The 15720-nt window shown below is 66.6% G+C and carries 16 protein-coding genes; 4 read left to right on the top strand and 12 right to left on the bottom strand.

What is annotated here, in order from left to right; all coding sequences use genetic code 11:
* Positions 1-4: 4 nt before the first annotated feature.
* Genes ACGFH6_RS07985 through ACGFH6_RS07955 form a run of 7 tightly spaced genes read right to left on the bottom strand, consistent with a single transcriptional unit; the run spans position 5 to position 7470 of the window.
* A complete protein-coding gene (locus ACGFH6_RS07985; RefSeq protein WP_393381540.1) occupies positions 5-1513 on the bottom strand; it encodes an NADH-quinone oxidoreductase subunit C in 1509 nt (502 codons plus the stop codon).
* Complete coding sequence (locus tag ACGFH6_RS07980) at positions 1510-3003, bottom strand: proton-conducting transporter membrane subunit (RefSeq protein WP_393381538.1); 1494 nt, start codon at positions 3001-3003, stop codon at positions 1510-1512. The genes ACGFH6_RS07985 and ACGFH6_RS07980 overlap by 4 nt, the downstream gene beginning before the upstream one ends.
* A gap of 31 nt (positions 3004-3034) precedes the next feature.
* Positions 3035-3679: a hypothetical protein gene (locus tag ACGFH6_RS07975; RefSeq protein WP_393381537.1), complete on the bottom strand. Its 645-nt coding sequence runs from the start codon at positions 3677-3679 to the stop codon at positions 3035-3037.
* A gap of 5 nt (positions 3680-3684) precedes the next feature.
* Positions 3685-4623, bottom strand: coding sequence for a respiratory chain complex I subunit 1 family protein (locus ACGFH6_RS07970; protein WP_393381535.1), 939 nt, complete (start codon positions 4621-4623; stop codon positions 3685-3687).
* On the bottom strand, positions 4620-6635 hold the full coding sequence (locus tag ACGFH6_RS07965; RefSeq protein ID WP_393381534.1) for a proton-conducting transporter membrane subunit: 2016 nt from the start codon (positions 6633-6635) through the stop codon (positions 4620-4622). The genes ACGFH6_RS07970 and ACGFH6_RS07965 overlap by 4 nt, the downstream gene beginning before the upstream one ends.
* Entirely contained in the window at positions 6632-7105 is a 474-nt protein-coding gene (locus ACGFH6_RS07960) for an NADH-quinone oxidoreductase subunit B family protein (protein WP_393381533.1), read from the bottom strand. The genes ACGFH6_RS07965 and ACGFH6_RS07960 overlap by 4 nt, the downstream gene beginning before the upstream one ends.
* Complete coding sequence (locus ACGFH6_RS07955) at positions 7102-7470, bottom strand: ArsR/SmtB family transcription factor (RefSeq protein WP_393381531.1); 369 nt, start codon at positions 7468-7470, stop codon at positions 7102-7104. Before ACGFH6_RS07955 ends, ACGFH6_RS07960 begins: the two co-directional genes overlap by 4 nt.
* Positions 7471-7581: 111 nt before the next feature.
* Here ACGFH6_RS07955 and ACGFH6_RS07950 point away from each other — a divergent pair, with 111 nt between their 5' ends.
* Together ACGFH6_RS07950 and ACGFH6_RS07945 are read left to right on the top strand one after the other, a co-directional pair.
* The gene (locus tag ACGFH6_RS07950) at positions 7582-7767 is read left to right on the top strand and encodes a hypothetical protein (protein ID WP_393381529.1); all 186 of its coding nucleotides are present in this window, start codon (positions 7582-7584) and stop codon (positions 7765-7767) included.
* On the top strand, positions 7754-7978 hold the full coding sequence (locus tag ACGFH6_RS07945; protein ID WP_393381527.1) for a hypothetical protein: 225 nt from the start codon (positions 7754-7756) through the stop codon (positions 7976-7978). The genes ACGFH6_RS07950 and ACGFH6_RS07945 overlap by 14 nt, the downstream gene beginning before the upstream one ends.
* Here ACGFH6_RS07945 and ACGFH6_RS07940 read toward each other — a convergent pair.
* Positions 7970-8467 carry a DUF2505 domain-containing protein gene (locus tag ACGFH6_RS07940; protein WP_393381526.1) on the bottom strand — a complete coding sequence of 166 codons (498 nt, stop codon included), beginning with the start codon at positions 8465-8467 and terminating at the stop codon, positions 7970-7972. The genes ACGFH6_RS07945 and ACGFH6_RS07940 overlap by 9 nt on opposite strands.
* Positions 8468-8673: 206 nt before the next feature.
* On the opposite strand from ACGFH6_RS07940, the gene ACGFH6_RS07935 reads away from it, so the two are divergent.
* Positions 8674-9024, top strand: a complete 351-nt coding sequence (locus ACGFH6_RS07935) for an ArsR/SmtB family transcription factor (RefSeq protein ID WP_393381525.1) — start codon at positions 8674-8676, stop codon at positions 9022-9024.
* A 58-nt stretch (positions 9025-9082) separates the two neighbouring features.
* On the opposite strand, the gene ACGFH6_RS07930 is transcribed toward ACGFH6_RS07935, so the two are convergent.
* The 3 genes from ACGFH6_RS07930 to ACGFH6_RS07920 all read right to left on the bottom strand — a co-directional run bounded on the left by ACGFH6_RS07930 (position 9083) and on the right by ACGFH6_RS07920 (position 12897).
* Entirely contained in the window at positions 9083-10276 is a 1194-nt protein-coding gene (locus tag ACGFH6_RS07930) for a lanthionine synthetase LanC family protein (RefSeq protein WP_393381523.1), read from the bottom strand.
* A gap of 700 nt (positions 10277-10976) precedes the next feature.
* Positions 10977-11423: a hypothetical protein gene (locus ACGFH6_RS07925; protein WP_393381521.1), complete on the bottom strand. Its 447-nt coding sequence runs from the start codon at positions 11421-11423 to the stop codon at positions 10977-10979.
* 145 nt (positions 11424-11568) lie between these two features.
* On the bottom strand, positions 11569-12897 hold the full coding sequence (locus ACGFH6_RS07920; RefSeq protein ID WP_393381519.1) for a BTAD domain-containing putative transcriptional regulator: 1329 nt from the start codon (positions 12895-12897) through the stop codon (positions 11569-11571).
* Between the two features lie 1047 nt (positions 12898-13944).
* On the opposite strand from ACGFH6_RS07920, the gene ACGFH6_RS07915 reads away from it, so the two are divergent.
* A complete protein-coding gene (locus ACGFH6_RS07915) occupies positions 13945-14250 on the top strand; it encodes a hypothetical protein (RefSeq protein ID WP_393381517.1) in 306 nt (101 codons plus the stop codon).
* A gap of 278 nt (positions 14251-14528) precedes the next feature.
* Here ACGFH6_RS07915 and tal read toward each other — a convergent pair whose 3' ends face one another.
* On the bottom strand, positions 14529-15698 hold the full coding sequence (tal, locus tag ACGFH6_RS07910; protein ID WP_393381515.1) for a transaldolase: 1170 nt from the start codon (positions 15696-15698) through the stop codon (positions 14529-14531).
* Positions 15699-15720 lie beyond the last annotated feature (22 nt).

Here is a 15720-nt window from a genome sequence, read left to right as displayed (position 1 = left end):
CGGATCACAGGTCGTTCCCGGCGTACGAGAGGTTGAAGCTCTTGTTGGTGAGGGGAAAGTCCGGGACGATCGTGTCGGTGAGTGCGACTGGGAGCGCCGGCCAGTTGAAGAACGAGGGATCGACGATCTTGAGCCGGGACACGGTGTTGTCGGGGCCGATCTCGATCCGGTGAGCGACGGTGCCGCGCCAGCCTTCGACCAGGCCGACGCCGGACGTGCGGCCGGCGGCGAGCCAGGTGGGTTTGGCCGTGCCGGTGCTCAGAGGTGGCCGGGTGGCCATCAGGTAGTTGATCAAGGCAACCGAGCTGTGGACTTCCTCGATCCGTGTGAGGAGCCTGGCCATGACGTCACCGGCCGAGTGGACAGCCGCGCCGACGCCGGTGGTCAGTGGTGTGAACGGATGATCACGGCGGGCGTCGTGGTCAGTGCCGCTGGCGCGGGCGACGTACCCGAGTGTGCCGATGTCGCGGGCCTGGTCGAGCGTCAGTACGGCCGTCCCGGTCATCCGGTCCAGTACGACGCTGTTGTTGAGGGCGATGTCGACGACCTGCTGGATGTCGGCGGCAATCGCGCTGAGTAGTCCCGGTTCGGGCAGTGCGCGGACATGGGCTGCGCCCGGCGTGACCGCGCCGCGCAGGAGACGGTGACCGGTGACGTGGTTGTTCAGGCGGAGCAGTTGCTCGCGGATCCGCTGGGCATGGGCATTGGCGATGCCGTAGCCGACGTCGTTGCACAATGCCCCGATATCGGTGACGTGGTTGTAGAGGCGCTCGAGCTCCAGCAGAATCGCTCGCAACACCTGCGTCTGCGGTGAAACCGGCCAGTCCCGTGCCTCTTCGACCGCGAGGCAGAATGCCAGAGTGTGTCCGACCGTCGTATCGCCGGACACCCGCTCAGCCAGCGGGAGCGCGTCCGCGATGACTCTGCCTTCGGCAAGTTTCTCGATGCCTTTGTGGACGAACCACAGTCTGGCCTTGAGTTTCAGGATGGTCTCGCCGACAACCGAGAACCGGAAATGCCCAGGTTCGATCAGGCCGGCATGGATCGGTCCGACCGGAATCTCGTACACACCGGGCCCGCCGACAGTGAGGAACGGATACGGCTCATCGGTGTCCGCGAAGTTCGGCCGTGGCCCGGCGTCGCGACGCATCGGGTACCAGTCGTCCGGCCAGTGCTGATGCAGGACCAGCCGACGTGGTAGCGGGTGATTCGTCACCTCGATGCCGAAGAGATCGTGCATCTCGCGTTCGAATCGTCCGGCCGGGAACGACAGTGCTGCCAGGCTGGGGACGCGGGGTGTGGATCGGCTCGTGGTCAGGACCAGCTCGGCGCGACGGTCCGGCCGCGCGGCGACGAAGAGGTAGACCACACGGAAGGCGTCCGGATCGTCGTGGGCGGCGATGAGAGCGAGTCGATAGCCATCGTCGAGCAGCGTCGTCGCGCGATCTGCCAGCGTCTCGGCGGTGACGGCCGACTGGCGGCGGTTCGGGTAGGTTCTCGAGTCCGGGCTCATCGCGTCCCCACGATCAGAGCGGCGGTGTGCAGCAGCGGGCCGAGTGGCCAATCAACGATTCCGAGCACACCGAGAATCAGGAGGCCCGCCACCAGTGGTGCCGCGGTGGCTGGTCGGAGCGCAGTGCCCGCGGTGCCGGTGGACTCGGCCCCGAACAGGATGCCCGCTGCCTTGTCGACGACGGCTACGAAGACGCCGAGCAGAAGCACCAGTACGGCGGCCGCCACCCAGTCCAACCCAGCGCCGATCCCGGCTCGGATCAGGCCCACCTCGCTGACGAACAGGCTGAACGGCGGAAGTCCGAGCAACGCGGCCAGCCCGGCCGCGAACACGCCGGCCAGCACCGGCGTGCGGAGGAACAGGCCGCGGACCCGGTCGATCCGGGTGCTGCCCTCGCGGGCGAGGATCTCCCCCGCGCCGCAGAACAACACCGCCTTGCCGAGACCGTGCCCGACGATGTGGAGCAGCGTGGCCGCGATCGCCAGCGGCGTACCGATCGCGACGCCGATCGCAGCCAGTGCCATGTGCTCGATGCTCGAGTACGCGAGCAGCCTCTTGTAGTCCCGCTGGGCCAGGATCAGCCCGGTTGCCAGCAGCAACGAGAGGAGGGCGACGGCGAGCAACAGGCCGCGGACGAAGCCAGGATCGACGCTCTCGACCGCGATGACCCGATACCTGGCCAAGGCGTAGATCGCGACCGGGAGCAGCACCCCGGACATCAACGCGGACACCGGGGCCGGTGCCTGGCTGTGGGCGTCGGGCAACCAGCTGTGCATTGGGACCAGACCTGCCTTTGTGCCGAACCCCAGCACCAGCAGAGCGAACGCGAGCCGCATGACGCCGGGGTCCAGTTCACCGGCATGCGCAGTGAGCTCGGTCCAATCGAGGGTCCCATGGCCGGCGATCCCTGCCTGCTTGGCGGCGTAGTTGACCAGCACCGTCCCCAAGTAGGCCAGGGCGATGCCGACCGAGCAGATGATCACGTACTTCCACGTCGCCTCGACCGCTTTTCTGGAGCGACGGTGACCGACCAGGAAGGCGGTGACGATCGTGGTGGCCTCGACCGCGGCCCACAGCAGACCGAGGTTGTTCGCCAGCACCGCAAGCACCATCGCGGCAAGGAACAGGGGCACGAGTACGCCGTACCGTCGAGCGCCGGTCGCGTCGGTGTGCCCCGCACGGAGTTCCTCGTCCACGTATCCGAGACCGGACCACGCGGCGATGACACCGACGGCACCGATGACGATCAGCATCAGGCTGGACAGCGCGTCGATCCGCAGCCAATTGCCAACAGCAACGACGCCGCCGCCGGCGGTCCAAGCCGCCGTACCAGCGCCCACGACGAGAATCGCCGCGGCCGCCGAGATCGTTGCGACGGCAGTTGAACGCCGCCAGCCCATCAGAACCGTGGCACCGGCCGCGGCCGCCGGCGCGACGATCGGCGCGGCAACCAGCAGTACGGCCGCACCACCGGTGAGATCGGCGGTCATCGGATCTCCCCCTCGACGAGTCGTGCGGCCATCAGTCGTGCAACTCCCGGAGCTCATCGATGTCGGTTCCGCCGAAAGTCACCCGCAGCCGGGAGGTCAGGACCTGCAACACGAGAACGACGAGCAGTACGTCGAGCGAGACCGCGAGTTCGACGATGCCGGGTACGCCTCCGGTGATCAGGAACGCTGTCGTCGCGATGCCGTTGTCGAGCAGCAGGAATCCAACGATCTGCGACAGCGCACGCCGTCGGGTGACCAGGACGAAGAACCCGAGGAGCACCATCGCCAGCCCTACCGGCACCGCCTGGGTCTCCGCGGAAGGCGCGAGCCGCACGATCGGGCGGCTCGCGGCGTACGCCAGCAAGATCAGTAGGGCGGCCGCCACGATCGAGGCGGTCACGTTGATCAACGGCTCGGTCTCGCGCGCCTCACCGCTGTCACGCAGCACTCGTCGGAGGATCCCCGGTGCCACGACCGCCTTCAGAGCAAGGACTCCGAGCCCGACCACCACCAGTTCGAAGCTGTCCAGCCGGACAGCGAGGATCCCTGCCAGTACGCCGAGCAGGATCCCCTGCACGACCAGAAGACGCACGATCGCCGACAGTTCACGCCGCCACAGCACCATCACCGACGACAGGAGCAAGCCGCCGCAGGTCAGGTAGAGCCACTGAGTCATCACGATCACGCCAGAAAGAAGGAGGACGAGATGGCCAGGACACCGAACAGGAACGAACCTGCGAGCAGCTCAGGGACCCGGAACAGCCGCAACTTGGCCATGAAGACCTCGCCGGTCGCCAGGACCACCCCCAGCACTGCGACCTTCACCGTGAAAGCGGCGACTCCGATCAGCAACGCCACCGGCGAGTCGGTCGTGGCGACGCCCCACGGCAGAAACAGGTTCGCCCACAGCCCCAGCAACACCGTCAGCCGCAGCGCCGAGGCGAATTCGACCAGGGCGAGGTCACGGCCGGAGTACTCGAGCACCATCGCCTCGTGAATCATCGTCAACTCCAGGTGCGTCGACGGATTGTCCACCGGCAGTCGGCCGGCCTCAGCCACGACGACGACCGCGAGCGCGACCGCGGCGAGCAAGGTCGCCGGCGACAGCATGCTCGCAGGCTCCTGCTGTCCGCGTTCCACGATTGCGGACAGGTTGGTCGATCCGACCCGAGCAGACAGCGCGAAGCCGGCCAACAGGATTGTCGGCTCGGCCAGAGCCGCCACCGTGATCTCACGGCTGGCGCCCATCCCACCGAACGCCGTACCGGTGTCGAGCCCGGCCAGGGTCAGCGCGACCGTACCGAGTAGCAGCAGAGCCACCACGGCAAAGAGATCCGCGACGCCGTCCAACGGAGAGACTGTGGCGACGAATGGAGCCACGGCCGCGATCACCACGGTCGTCGCCACCAGCACGGCCGGCGCAGCGGTGAATACCCAACTCGATCCCGCCTGCGAGATCGGTTCCTTGCGGAACTGCTTGCGCAGATCCCGCCATGGCTGCCCAGCACCAGCGCCCGCACGCCCCTCGAGCCGCGCCCGGACCTGCCGCATCAGGCCGACCAGGTACGGCGCCACGGCGATCAGCAGCACGAGCTGGACGAGGACCCCGACAGTGCTCACGTGGTCAGCCCTACGACGACGAGAACGGTGATCAAGCCGACCAGCCCGAGCGCGAGGTACCGGTGCACACTCCCGTTCTGCACCCGACTCAGGGCACCGCCGGCCCTCGTCCCTGCGGCCATGATCGGTGGGTACAGCGATGCCTCGAGTCGATCATCGACTCGTTGCCGGTACTGCACGCTCTCGATCAGGTACTGCGACTCGGCATGGTGCGTGACGTCCACGTCGTACTCCGGTCGCAGCACGTCGTCGAAGACCCGGGTCAACGGCTCGGCGAACGACGTCGCCGTGTATTCCATCCGTGGGTCGAGCCGGGTTCCGCCACAGCCCCACACCAGCGACCGACGCCGTGGCAGCCCGCGCCGAACCAGCACGACAACCACCAGTCCCGCAAGCACGAGACCGATCAAGATCAGCACCGGCGACATCGTCCCCTCGACACCTGCCAGACGCAGCGTCACGCCACCCCGCAGCGGCGCACCGTCGTGAACGGTGGGCAGCGTCCCGAGCACCTTGGTCAACGACGGCCCGATCGATGCTGGTGCGATCGCCAGCGCCGCGCAGGCGACCGCAGCGAGCATCATCGCCACACGCATCATCGTCGGAGACTCCTGCGCGGCCGCCGCCGACTCCGACCGTGGGCGAGCCAGGAAGCCCACCCCGAACGCCTTCACGAAGGTCGCCACTCCCAGTCCCGCGGTCAAAGCGATCACGCCGACCGCCAGCGGCATCGCGACCGCGACGACGGTGTCCGCGCCGGGCAGACCATGGACCAGTCCCTGCAGCAGCAACCACTCCGAGACGAACCCGTTGCCCGGCGGCAGCGCGGCCGCCGCGAGCGCGCCGATGCCGAACAGAGCGGTCGTTGCCGGCATCCGCGACACCAGCCCACCAAGCCCGTCCAGATCTCGTACGCCGGTCGATCGCACGACCGCACCCGCACCGAGGAAGAGCAACGTCTTGAAACCGGCATGGTTCAGCGCATGCAGCAGCGCAGCCGCGATCAGCAAGCCGGCCAGCGTGCGATTCCCGTCGGCCGCGAACATCCCGCCCGCGCCGACGCCGATCAGGATCAGGCCCATGTTCTCCGTCGTCGAGTAGCCCAGGAGTCTCTTCAGATCCACCGCGACGCTGGCCTGCAGTACGCCGTACACCGCGGACAAGCCACCCAGAATCAGCACCAGCAGCCACCACCAGCGGGGACCACCGCCGAGAAGGTCGAGGCCCACCCGCAGGATGCCGTACAGGCCGAGCGTCACCATCGCCGCCGACATCAACGCCGACACCTGACTCGGTGCCTCCGGATGGGCTCGTGGCAACCACACATGCAACGGCACGATGCCGGCCTTCGAGCCGAATCCCACCAATACCAGCACGAAGATCACCGACCGGGTCGTGGCCGGCAGCTGAGCTTCCCGAAGCGAATCGAACGACTCACTTCCTGCTTCGGAGGCGAAGAGCACGAGACCGAGCAGGATCGCCACCAGGCCGGCGTGCGTCATCGCGCCGTACCAGACACCTGCGTCACGCACCGCCGGTCGCAGCCGGTGCTCGGCGAACACCAGTGCCAGCGAAGTCAGCGCCATCAGTTCCCACAGCAGCAGGAACGTCGTCACGTTCCCAGCCACCGGAACCAGGATCATCGCCGCCACGAACAACGGCAACAAGGCCTGCGCCGTCCGCGAGCCCGCACCGGTCTCCCCCGCGTGATCCGTGTAGCCGGCGCTGTACACCCCGGCGATGACAGCGACACCACCGATCAACACACAGAACGCACCAGAGAGCGCGTCCACGGCGACCACCGCCTCGCTCAACGGAAGCAATTGCGGCACTGTCGCCGTGTACGTCGCGCCACTGATCGCGAGCACGCCGACCAGCACACCGAAAGCCCCGGTCACAGCCGTCGACAGACCCGCAACAACGGCCCGCGGACGCGGACCGACGGCAACAGCGCTCAGCGCACCCAGCCCGGCGACTACCAGCACGCCGAGCAGCGCCCAACCAATCGTCATCGTCCGGTCAGGTCCCGCAGCGCCTCGATGATCTTCGGCGGCTCCGGCGGGCATCCCCGCACCACGACGTCGACGGGAATCACCTCACCAACCGCACCCTCCACCCCGTAGCCACCGGCGAACACCCCGCAGTCATGAGCGCAGTCGCCGACCGCGACAACTCGCTTGGGCGCGGGTGTCGCGTCGTACGCCTTCCGCAGCGGCTCGGCCATGTTCCGCGTCACCGGTCCCGTCACCAGCAACACGTCCGCGTGCCGCGGCGAAGCGACCAACCGGGCGCCGTACCGCTCGGCGTCGTACACCGGTCCGAACGCCGAACCGATCTCCACCTCGCACCCGTTGCACGACCCGGCATCGACATGCCGAACCTGCACCGATCCACGCAGTACAGCATCTCCGCCGCCCGACCGCGCCGGAGCCGGCTCCGCCACTCTGCCGATCTCGCGGATCTTCCGCGCGAGCGCTCTCACCGCACCGCCCGCCGAACCCGGGATCGACCCGACGCCAACGCGTCTGCGCGAAGACCATCCAGCAGCTCCGCCTGCTCCGAGAGAACCGACGTCAGGATCACTCGCGCGACAGCGAGTAGCTCGGCCACGTGCGGACTGGTCAGCGAGTAGTAGACCTGCGAGCCGTCCTTGCGCGTCGCGACGAGGCCGGCCCGGCGAAGGACCGCCAACTGCTGCGACAAGTTCGAGGCCTCCAGCGGAAGCTCGGGCAGCAACTCACCAACCGCCATCTCCCGCTCGCTCAACAGCTCCAGCACCCGGATCCGGGCGGGATGACCGAGGGTCTTGAAGAACTCCGCCTTCAACTGGTGCAGCGGTGTGGTCATGCTTCCGCCCTTCCGTCACTACACGTCATGCGCAATGCATGCGATCATGAATTGAAGAATTCTGCAACTCTTGTGTACGGTGAGAGCACAGCTCACAGCCGGACGGAGACCATGGACGCGTTCACCGAGGAACTGCGACAGCGGATCGTCGTCGCCCGCAGGGAACTCCGCACCGCCCGGGACGCCGGAGACCTCGACGCCGAGCGCGTCTACTCCGGCGAGCTCGACAGCCTCCTCCGGCTGGCCATGGAGAACGGGGTGACTGTTCCGGCCAACCTGTCGGGTGAAGAAGTCTGACCAGTCGAGTTCGGCCCAGCGGACCACGAAAAGAGCGACCGCCTTGCTCTACGAAGTGACCTACACCTCCCGCGAGCCCGACGCGCCCACCCGCACCGTGACCGACGCCGCCGGAGTCACCGAACTCGTCCGCCAAGCCGCGGCCACAGGCTCCCGGGTCCACGTGCGCCCGCTACCGGACGAGGACTCGACCCCGGCGACCTCACAGTGAGCCGGCCAGCCAGGACCACGCCACCTCGAACTTCTTCTCCAGCCTGATCCGGACGGCGTCCGCCATGACCTGCTCGAGCCCTTTACCCACCACCGGGAGCGACGCGGTCACGTGCAACTCGAAAGACTGGGTCGTCCCTCGTCCTTCGGGGGTGATCCGCGTCCTGCCGGTGAGCCTCACCGGCGCACCGGACACCTCGCCGTCGACCTCCGCCTCCCGCGCGCCGTCGACGTCCGGCCGGTGCCAGATCTTGTTCTGCGCCAGGACGAGCGAGTGGCCCACGAGCCTTCGTGCGACGACGGGCACGTCCACGGGCTGCGTCTGCCAATGGACCCGGACAGCCCGGTCGTCGCCGGAGTCCCCCACCTCGACGTCGTACGACCGCGCCCTCAGACGCTCGAACACCTGTTCCTGGAAGGTGACGTCGGTGATCATCGCGAACACCTCCTCCGGCGAGGCGTCGTACGACGTGACGAGAGTCAGATCCATGATCCATGTTTACACCGACTGTGACCACAAGGCACCGGTTCGTTGTGTCGGGCAATGACGCGACCACCGTCCGGGCTCGGTTCCGGCCGCCAAGCCGATCGCGGCTTCTGCACCTGTTCAGATGTGCAGCGAGTGATAGATTTTCAGGTGTGGAACGTCGGCGCCGGAGAGTGGACGCCCCTGCGGCCGAGTCAGAGGTGCGTCGGGTGAGCAGACCTCTGTATCAGGTGAAGGCCGAGTTCTTCAAGACGCTCGGGCATCCCGCGCGCATCCGCGTGCTGGAACTGCTCAGCGAACGGGATCACTCGGTTGCGGAAATACTGTCCGATGTCGGCATCGAGGCGACGAGCCTGTCCCAGCAGTTGGCCGTGCTACGCCGATCCGGACTGGTGGCGACCCGAAAGCAGGGGTCGACGGTGATCTACTCACTGACGAGCCCCGACATCACAGAACTGCTCAGAGTCGCCCGCACGATCCTCACCGGGATGCTGTCCGGTCAGGTCGAACTGCTCGAGGACCTCCAGGAACCGCTGGCCGCACCCCGGCCTGATCGTTGACCTGCGCAACAACTCGCCATGAGCACAGGCTGGTGCCGCCCGGGCCTGTCAGCGAACGTTACGGGTTCGCATCCGTGCCGGGATGGTCCGGCCACCTGATTGCGTAGCCTCCGAAGCCGCCCTCGTTCAGTCGTGCGTAGCGCAGCAACTCACGAACGATGCCTGCGTTGCCCATGGCCCATCCGGGGCGCGGTTCAAGGTCTGGTGGATCTGCGCGGTGCTCATGATTCGACCAGCGAACGCCGGCTTCATCGACGATTGCATGAGTCGCCAGGTCATCGACGAGGACGTCGGCGAAGTCGAAGTCGTCACCACGTTCCACGATTCGGTCACAGGCCAGGGCCAGTACGCCTGCGGTTCCGCAGCACCGCCCGTGGTTGTCCCAGAAACCCGGACGGATCCGACGCGGCAAGCCGGACTGTGTGACCGTCTGCCAGCACCTGTCACCGAGTCGAGTCCAGGCCGAGTCTGCAGTGACCTGCGCTAGCAGCCGAAAGACTTGTGCGTCGCCCGACGGGCCATTGCACCAACCAAGACTGAACCGCTCGATCACATCAGGCCGGTGCGGCGGGTCGGAGTGCGGTACAAGGAAGCCGTGGGGACCAGCCTCATTGCGGCCGACGACGTCTGCTGCTCCGGCGAGGGCAAGGTCGATCAGATCGTCCCGGTCAGCGGCTCGACCGACGGCGGCCAGCGCAAAGACGATGCCCAGGGTGCCGTGCGCGATGTGATGGGATCGGGGCGGAGAGGGCCTGACCGGCCAGTTCACGCCGTATTCCGTCCGATCCGCAGTAGCGAGGTAGGGCGTCACCGCCGCAACGGCCATGTCGACATCGCCTGCGAACAGTGCACCGAGCCCTATGCCGGCGTTGCCGGCGAAGAGCTCGAACATCGGGCTCCAGCGCTGCCCGTCGAAGCGATCCCGAATCCGGCCCAGCGTGCGGTCTGCCGCATCGGGATTGCCAAGCGCCCGCAGTGCGGCGGCGACGCCGGCCAAGCCGAAGTACAGCGACGAGTCCTCAAGATTGTCGACGCTCGCGCTCAGAGCATCCACGCCCGCAGCCACTGCATGGTGATAGCGATCGTCGCCGAAGTGGTGCGCCGCTTCCTGCAGCGCGAGAACGATGCCGGCCATACCGTGGTAGAGCGACGGGTCCTTGCAGTCGGCAACTTTGCCGAGCAACCAGTCAGCCGCGCCTCGCGCAACACGCGTCACCTCTTCGGCCCGTGCCGCGCGGTCTGGCGTCCCCACGGTCGCCAGCTTACGTTGCGCGCACGCGCTGTCTCCGGCAAGACCGGTTCGAGCCAGATAGTCCTGAATTCATTCGGCAGCTGTTTGGAGGTCAGGCAGACAGAGCTGCGGCGAAGTGGTGGATGTCTCGGGCGAGCGAATCCGGCTCCACGTGCGGTGCGAAGTGCCCGCCCTGGTCGAAGCGGGTGTAGCGCACGAGGTGGCAACGCCTCGTTCAGCAACAAACCGACGACCTCGTTCGCACCAGGCGACGACACGCCACCGACCGCGCCGGGCAACCTGCACGTGGTGAGCAACAACTCCAACGGAATCGTGCTGGCCTGGGATCCGTCCGTTGACGACTCAGACGTCATCTACTTGGTCGACGGAGGACCGTGCTCCCAGCAGCACGCAGGTTCCGCAACGACACTGCTCGTCGGATCCCTCGACACCCGACCCCGTGTGCGGCCTCAGCCCCGGACTCACCTACACCTTCTGGTCCGCGCACAAGACGACATCGGCCTCAACTCCCCACCAAGCAACACCGTGAGCGTCATCTTCAACGGCTGAACACCTCACCTCAGACGAAAGACATCACCGCACAGACCCCGCCCCGGTGCCTGGAAGGCTCGAAGGCAGGGCTGGGAACGCCGTGCGGCAAGGATCAAACCGGCAGGTCGATCAAGATTCCCGACTAGTCTGTCGTGTGGAGGAAGTTCGTTCAGCGGTCTTCGGATTCGCCCAGTTCCTCGCATAGGTTGCGCTCAGTGCCCTGGTACCGGGTTACGGTCTTTACCCCCGTGGCGTCGAACGCGACACTGAAGATGCCGTCGAACACGTAGATCCCGCGGGGACGGTTTCCTCCGTTCTCGCGAAAGCCGAACATCGCCGGTCCGACCAAGTGCCAGGTGGAGTTCGTTTCCAGTGTTCCACCTCTGGCATAGTCGACGAGCGCGCTGCCGCCTATGTCAACCTGGATGGTCCTGCTCGTGGCGAGGTTGGTGACGGCGAAGATCAAGTCGCCAACGTACGCCTCGCGCTTCGTCGAGCCGTCTGAATAGCGCGCAAGGACCCGCGTCTTCACCTCGTCGAGGACCGGTTCGGCATTGACGGGGAAGTCGCACCGAGTGCCGGCAGGTGCGTCAAATGGCGCTGACGGCGCCGGCACCCAGCCACCACGTGTGGTCGCTCGAGCCGGTGTCGCCCCTAGGAGCAGTGTGATGAGTATGGCCAGGAAGAAGACTCGCTTACACATGTCGACAAGGGTGGCGGCGACAGCTCACCACGAACTCACCACGTCGTACCCGGTCCTGTCATGAGGGATCGCCGCAGGTGGCGACGCTGCAGAAGCGACGTCGTCCGGTCTCGTCGATGAAGAGCCATCCGCACTGCGGGCTCGAGCACGCACAGACGGTCAGTCGCCGAGGATCGGCGAGAAGCCGACCCGCGGACTGCGCGACGGCAAGAATCGGCGCTCGAAGGCAGGTGTTGCGGTTGATACTCCACCGAGCAACCCCATTCGACCCGCAGCCGAATGTTGCGTTCTGCGCGGCTTCTTCGACGTACCTCGCGACAGAGGCGAAGGCGTCAGGCTTCCCAGGATCAGTGAGGCAGGTGTACAGCAATGCACGCAACTCGCGCGCCTCATCCATCACACCGGCCGCGGTGAGTGGATCCCGCTGTGCGTCGCTGAGTAGGTCGGTGATGGTTGCGTCGTCCAGCAAGTCCTGATGGCCGGCCCAAACGGCCAGCGTGGGATAACCACGTAGCCACTCGGCGCCAGGACTGCGCGGTCCGCCCCAGCCGGCATAGGTATTGCAGAACTCCAGAACTGGGTGGCCGCCAACACTCCACGGCAACCAGAACTCACCCACCAGCACGGCGTAGATGGGGGCGGCCGGTCGTTCCAGTCGCACGTCCTTCGTGAGAATCCGTTGATATACGGTCTCGAGCTCGAGTCCGGGCTCGATGTCCAGCTCCTCAGCGAGCGCCTTTCGTGAACGGTCGTAAAGGTGCAACGCATCGGCCTGCCGAGCGGCGCGGTAAAGAGCGGTCATGACCGCGGCGACCAACCTCTCCCGCGCCGGGTACTCCTCCGCGAGTCCGGCGACCTCGAATATCACGCGGTCGTGGTGCCCCATAGCGAGCTGAATGTGGGCCCACGTCTCCGCTGTAGTCAGCCGGGCTTCCTCGAGAGCTGCTCCGACTCGCAAGCGCAGCGACGGACTCGTCAAATCTTCCAGGACAGAGCCACGCCACAGGCCGAGAGCCGCGCCCGCATGTCGCGCACGTTCGGCGAGATCAGTCGTGGCAGCGGCGTCGCGCGCTGACTGGAGAAACTCCAAGGCATCAACAAAGTGGTCAGCAAGCTTGAACTCGTATCCATCGGCTTGAGTGGCGATCTCGACTTCGTACGACGCGAGCAACTTCCGCAGCCGTCCGATGTAGGTATGGACCGCATGCCGTGCGTTCGCTGTCGGCTCGCCGTCCCACAGCAGATCCGTCAGCCGGTCGATCGAGACTGTACGGCCTGCATTGAGAAGCAGAATGCCTAGCAGCAGCCGCTCCTGCCGGCGAAGCCGCAGCGGGATACGCCGGCCCGCATCCATGGCCTCCAAGGGTCCAAGCAGGCGGAACTCCATTGGGCGAGCCTGCCCCTGGCGTACGACATCGCGCAAGTCGTTGACATTGGATGACATGACGGCCGACCTGCGTCGTCTGGCGTCTGCCGCTCATGAGTGTCTGCCACATGTCCCCCACCTGCGCAGCCATAGCGGTCGGTCGACATGCAGCGCAAATCTACTGGTCAGCGCCGCGGCGAGCAGCACCATCACACTGTGGGTCTTCCAAAGATCGCGGTACGCCGTCAGCCCATCGGCCACATTCTCTCTGACGGCCCCGCCATCATCTCGGGATTCTCCCTATCTTCATGTGGATACGAACATTGTCGGCACCACATGCGACCTCTGTGGTTCCCCTCACGATCGAGCCGGACGATCCGGAACCAGCCCGACGCAATGCCTTACCTGCATGGAAAGACGCCTCGATCACGAGCAGCGCACAGTACGAGCAGCGGCAGCCTGTGCGATCGCGGTCGGCCAGGGCTTCATCTGCGCTGTTCACGGGCCCGTCGCCCGAACGCGGTCGCCGACGGGATCAGCTCGTCTCCCTCCCCTTCGCGCGGGATCGATGCGGGTGTGGGGCGCTGTTCCAGTAGAGCGTCGTTGCTGGGCGTCGGCCATAAGGCCGGTCACAGGTTCGCCGATCGTGGCCGTACCTGTCGTGGCGCAGGTACGGCACAGTCGAAGCCACAGGGATCCAAGCTGAACGGAGCGACGACATGACGAAGGCAACTGCTGCATCAACCCACGACTACCGAGCCGAGACCATTCCCTACTGGGGGCCCGCCGATAGGCCCAGCTACCGCCTGCCCGCCACGCGCCGTAGCGGCGCGCGTCGCAGCCTACGCACAAGCCTCCGGCAATGGCGCCGCGGCATGGGAAGGGCGCGACGGACTGCCCCTCCTCCGACCCGTGTGTGGTCGCATGACAAACCGTGACCGCCGCCTGGTCCTTGTCGGTGTCCGACGGCTCGGTGTCTGCGCAGGCGCACTGTCTACTCGCGCGGCACAGTCGGTGTCGTACCGCCGCTGCCCGCTGCAGGTTGTTCACGCGTTCACCTTGCCCACGATGGGCAACCCGGTCGACCTGACTGTCCCTCCATTGAGCACCGGCAACTATGCGGGCGCCGAGTGGCTCCTCGGCGAAGCGGTGAGCCGCGCGCGCCGCGCGGCTCCCGGGGTCAAGGTGACCGCCGAACTGCGGGGCGCCGGCAACGCCAACGCGAAACGCTTCCTCGGCTGGAATCCGAAACACCCATCGTGGCGCCAAGGATTCGAGGCGGAACTGACGCATACCGGCGATTCATGGGCGCCTTCGCCTGTTGCCGGCCACCATCGCCGGCTGATCATGATGATCAGCGCTTGCCGACGGTGACGTTGCAGGGCGAGGCGTGGGCAACCAAACAACGTTGCCTTCGGCAAGCGCCTCCGACACCGCACCCGACCCCGGGAAAGAACATCGCAGCTGCCGCACCATGCGGCGCATCCTGTCACCGCCGGCGCCTGGAACGGCGCCGGCCACGGTTACGGCGGATGCGTTGGAGGTGGGTCTCCTGTCGGTCAGGTGTCCTCTGGGGACCGCCGTGGCCGGGCTCAAACTTGCCGGCTCCCCTACCCCGGCCATGTTCTTTGGCCGACGAGAGGGGGCCAGGTTCAGCTGCGACGGGCGTGGCTGCGGGTTCGAGCGGCATCGGAGAAACCTTCCTCGCGGGTGCGGCCGGGCGTCTGCGGGGCTGCTGCCAGGTTCGTCAAGTTCGCCAGCACGTCCTGGTATGACTTGTCGAAGGCGGCGATGCCGTTGTCCTCAAGGGTGCGACCGACTGCGGTCATGTCGACACCGACGGCCGCCAGGCGGAGCATCAGCTCGGCTGCCTCCGGCACGCCGCTGTCCACGGTGCGAGCGAGCGTGCCGTGATCCTCGACGGCGGCAATGGTTGCTTCGGGCAAAGTCGTGACGGTGTCAGGGCCGATGAGTTCCTCGACGTAGCGGGTGTCACGGTCGTTGGGGTTCTTGGTGGACGTCGAGGCCCACAGCGGACGCTGGATATCTGCGCCCAGGCCGGCGAGTCGATGCCAGCGCTTGCTAGAAAATTGTTCGGTGAACAACCGGTAGGCCAGCTTGGCCTGCGCGACCGCCGCCTGGCCGCGCAGAGCGAGCGCCTCGTCGGTTGCGAGGGCCTCGAGTCGCTGGTCGACTTCGGTGTCGACCCGGCTGACAAAGAAGGAGGCGACGCTGCTGACGGTCGAGGGATCGCCGCCGTTCACGGTGAACTTCTCCAGCCCGGACAGGTAGGCCTCGATGATCTCGGCGTACCGGGACAGGGAGAACAACAGCGTGACGTTGATGCTGGCACCCTCGGCGGTCAGCACCTCGACGGCGGTGACGCCTTCGGCGGTTGCCGGAATCTTGACGAGCAGATTGGGTTGGGCGATACGACGGCGCAGCCACCGCGCGGCGGCGATCGTGGCGGGCGCGTCGTGAGCCAGCTCGGGAGACACCTCCACCGACACGAACCCGTCGACGCAGTCACCCCCGTCGAAGACCGGTCGCAGTACGGCCAGTGCCTGGCCGGCGTCGGAGAGGACCAACTCCCAGTAGGCCTCGTCCACCGACTTGCCGGCCGCCATCAGCGCCCGGAACTGTTCGTCGTAGTCGTGGGAGCCGGTGATGCTCCGGGCGAAGATCGTCGGGTTCGCGGTGACGCCGCGGATCCCGTCAGCGACCATGCGCGCCAGGGTGCCGTTACGCAGGTAGGCGCGGGTGAGGTTGTCCAGCCAGGGGCTCTGTCCGAAGTGGCCGTAGAGGCGTTCAAGCTTGGTCATGGTGTTCCCGGTTTCCCTGGCA

The organism is Kribbella sp. NPDC049227, from assembly GCF_043197265.1.
Classification (GTDB): domain Bacteria; phylum Actinomycetota; class Actinomycetes; order Propionibacteriales; family Kribbellaceae; genus Kribbella.
Note: the sequence above shows the minus strand (reverse complement) of the source record. Positions and strands in the feature narration are given on the sequence as shown.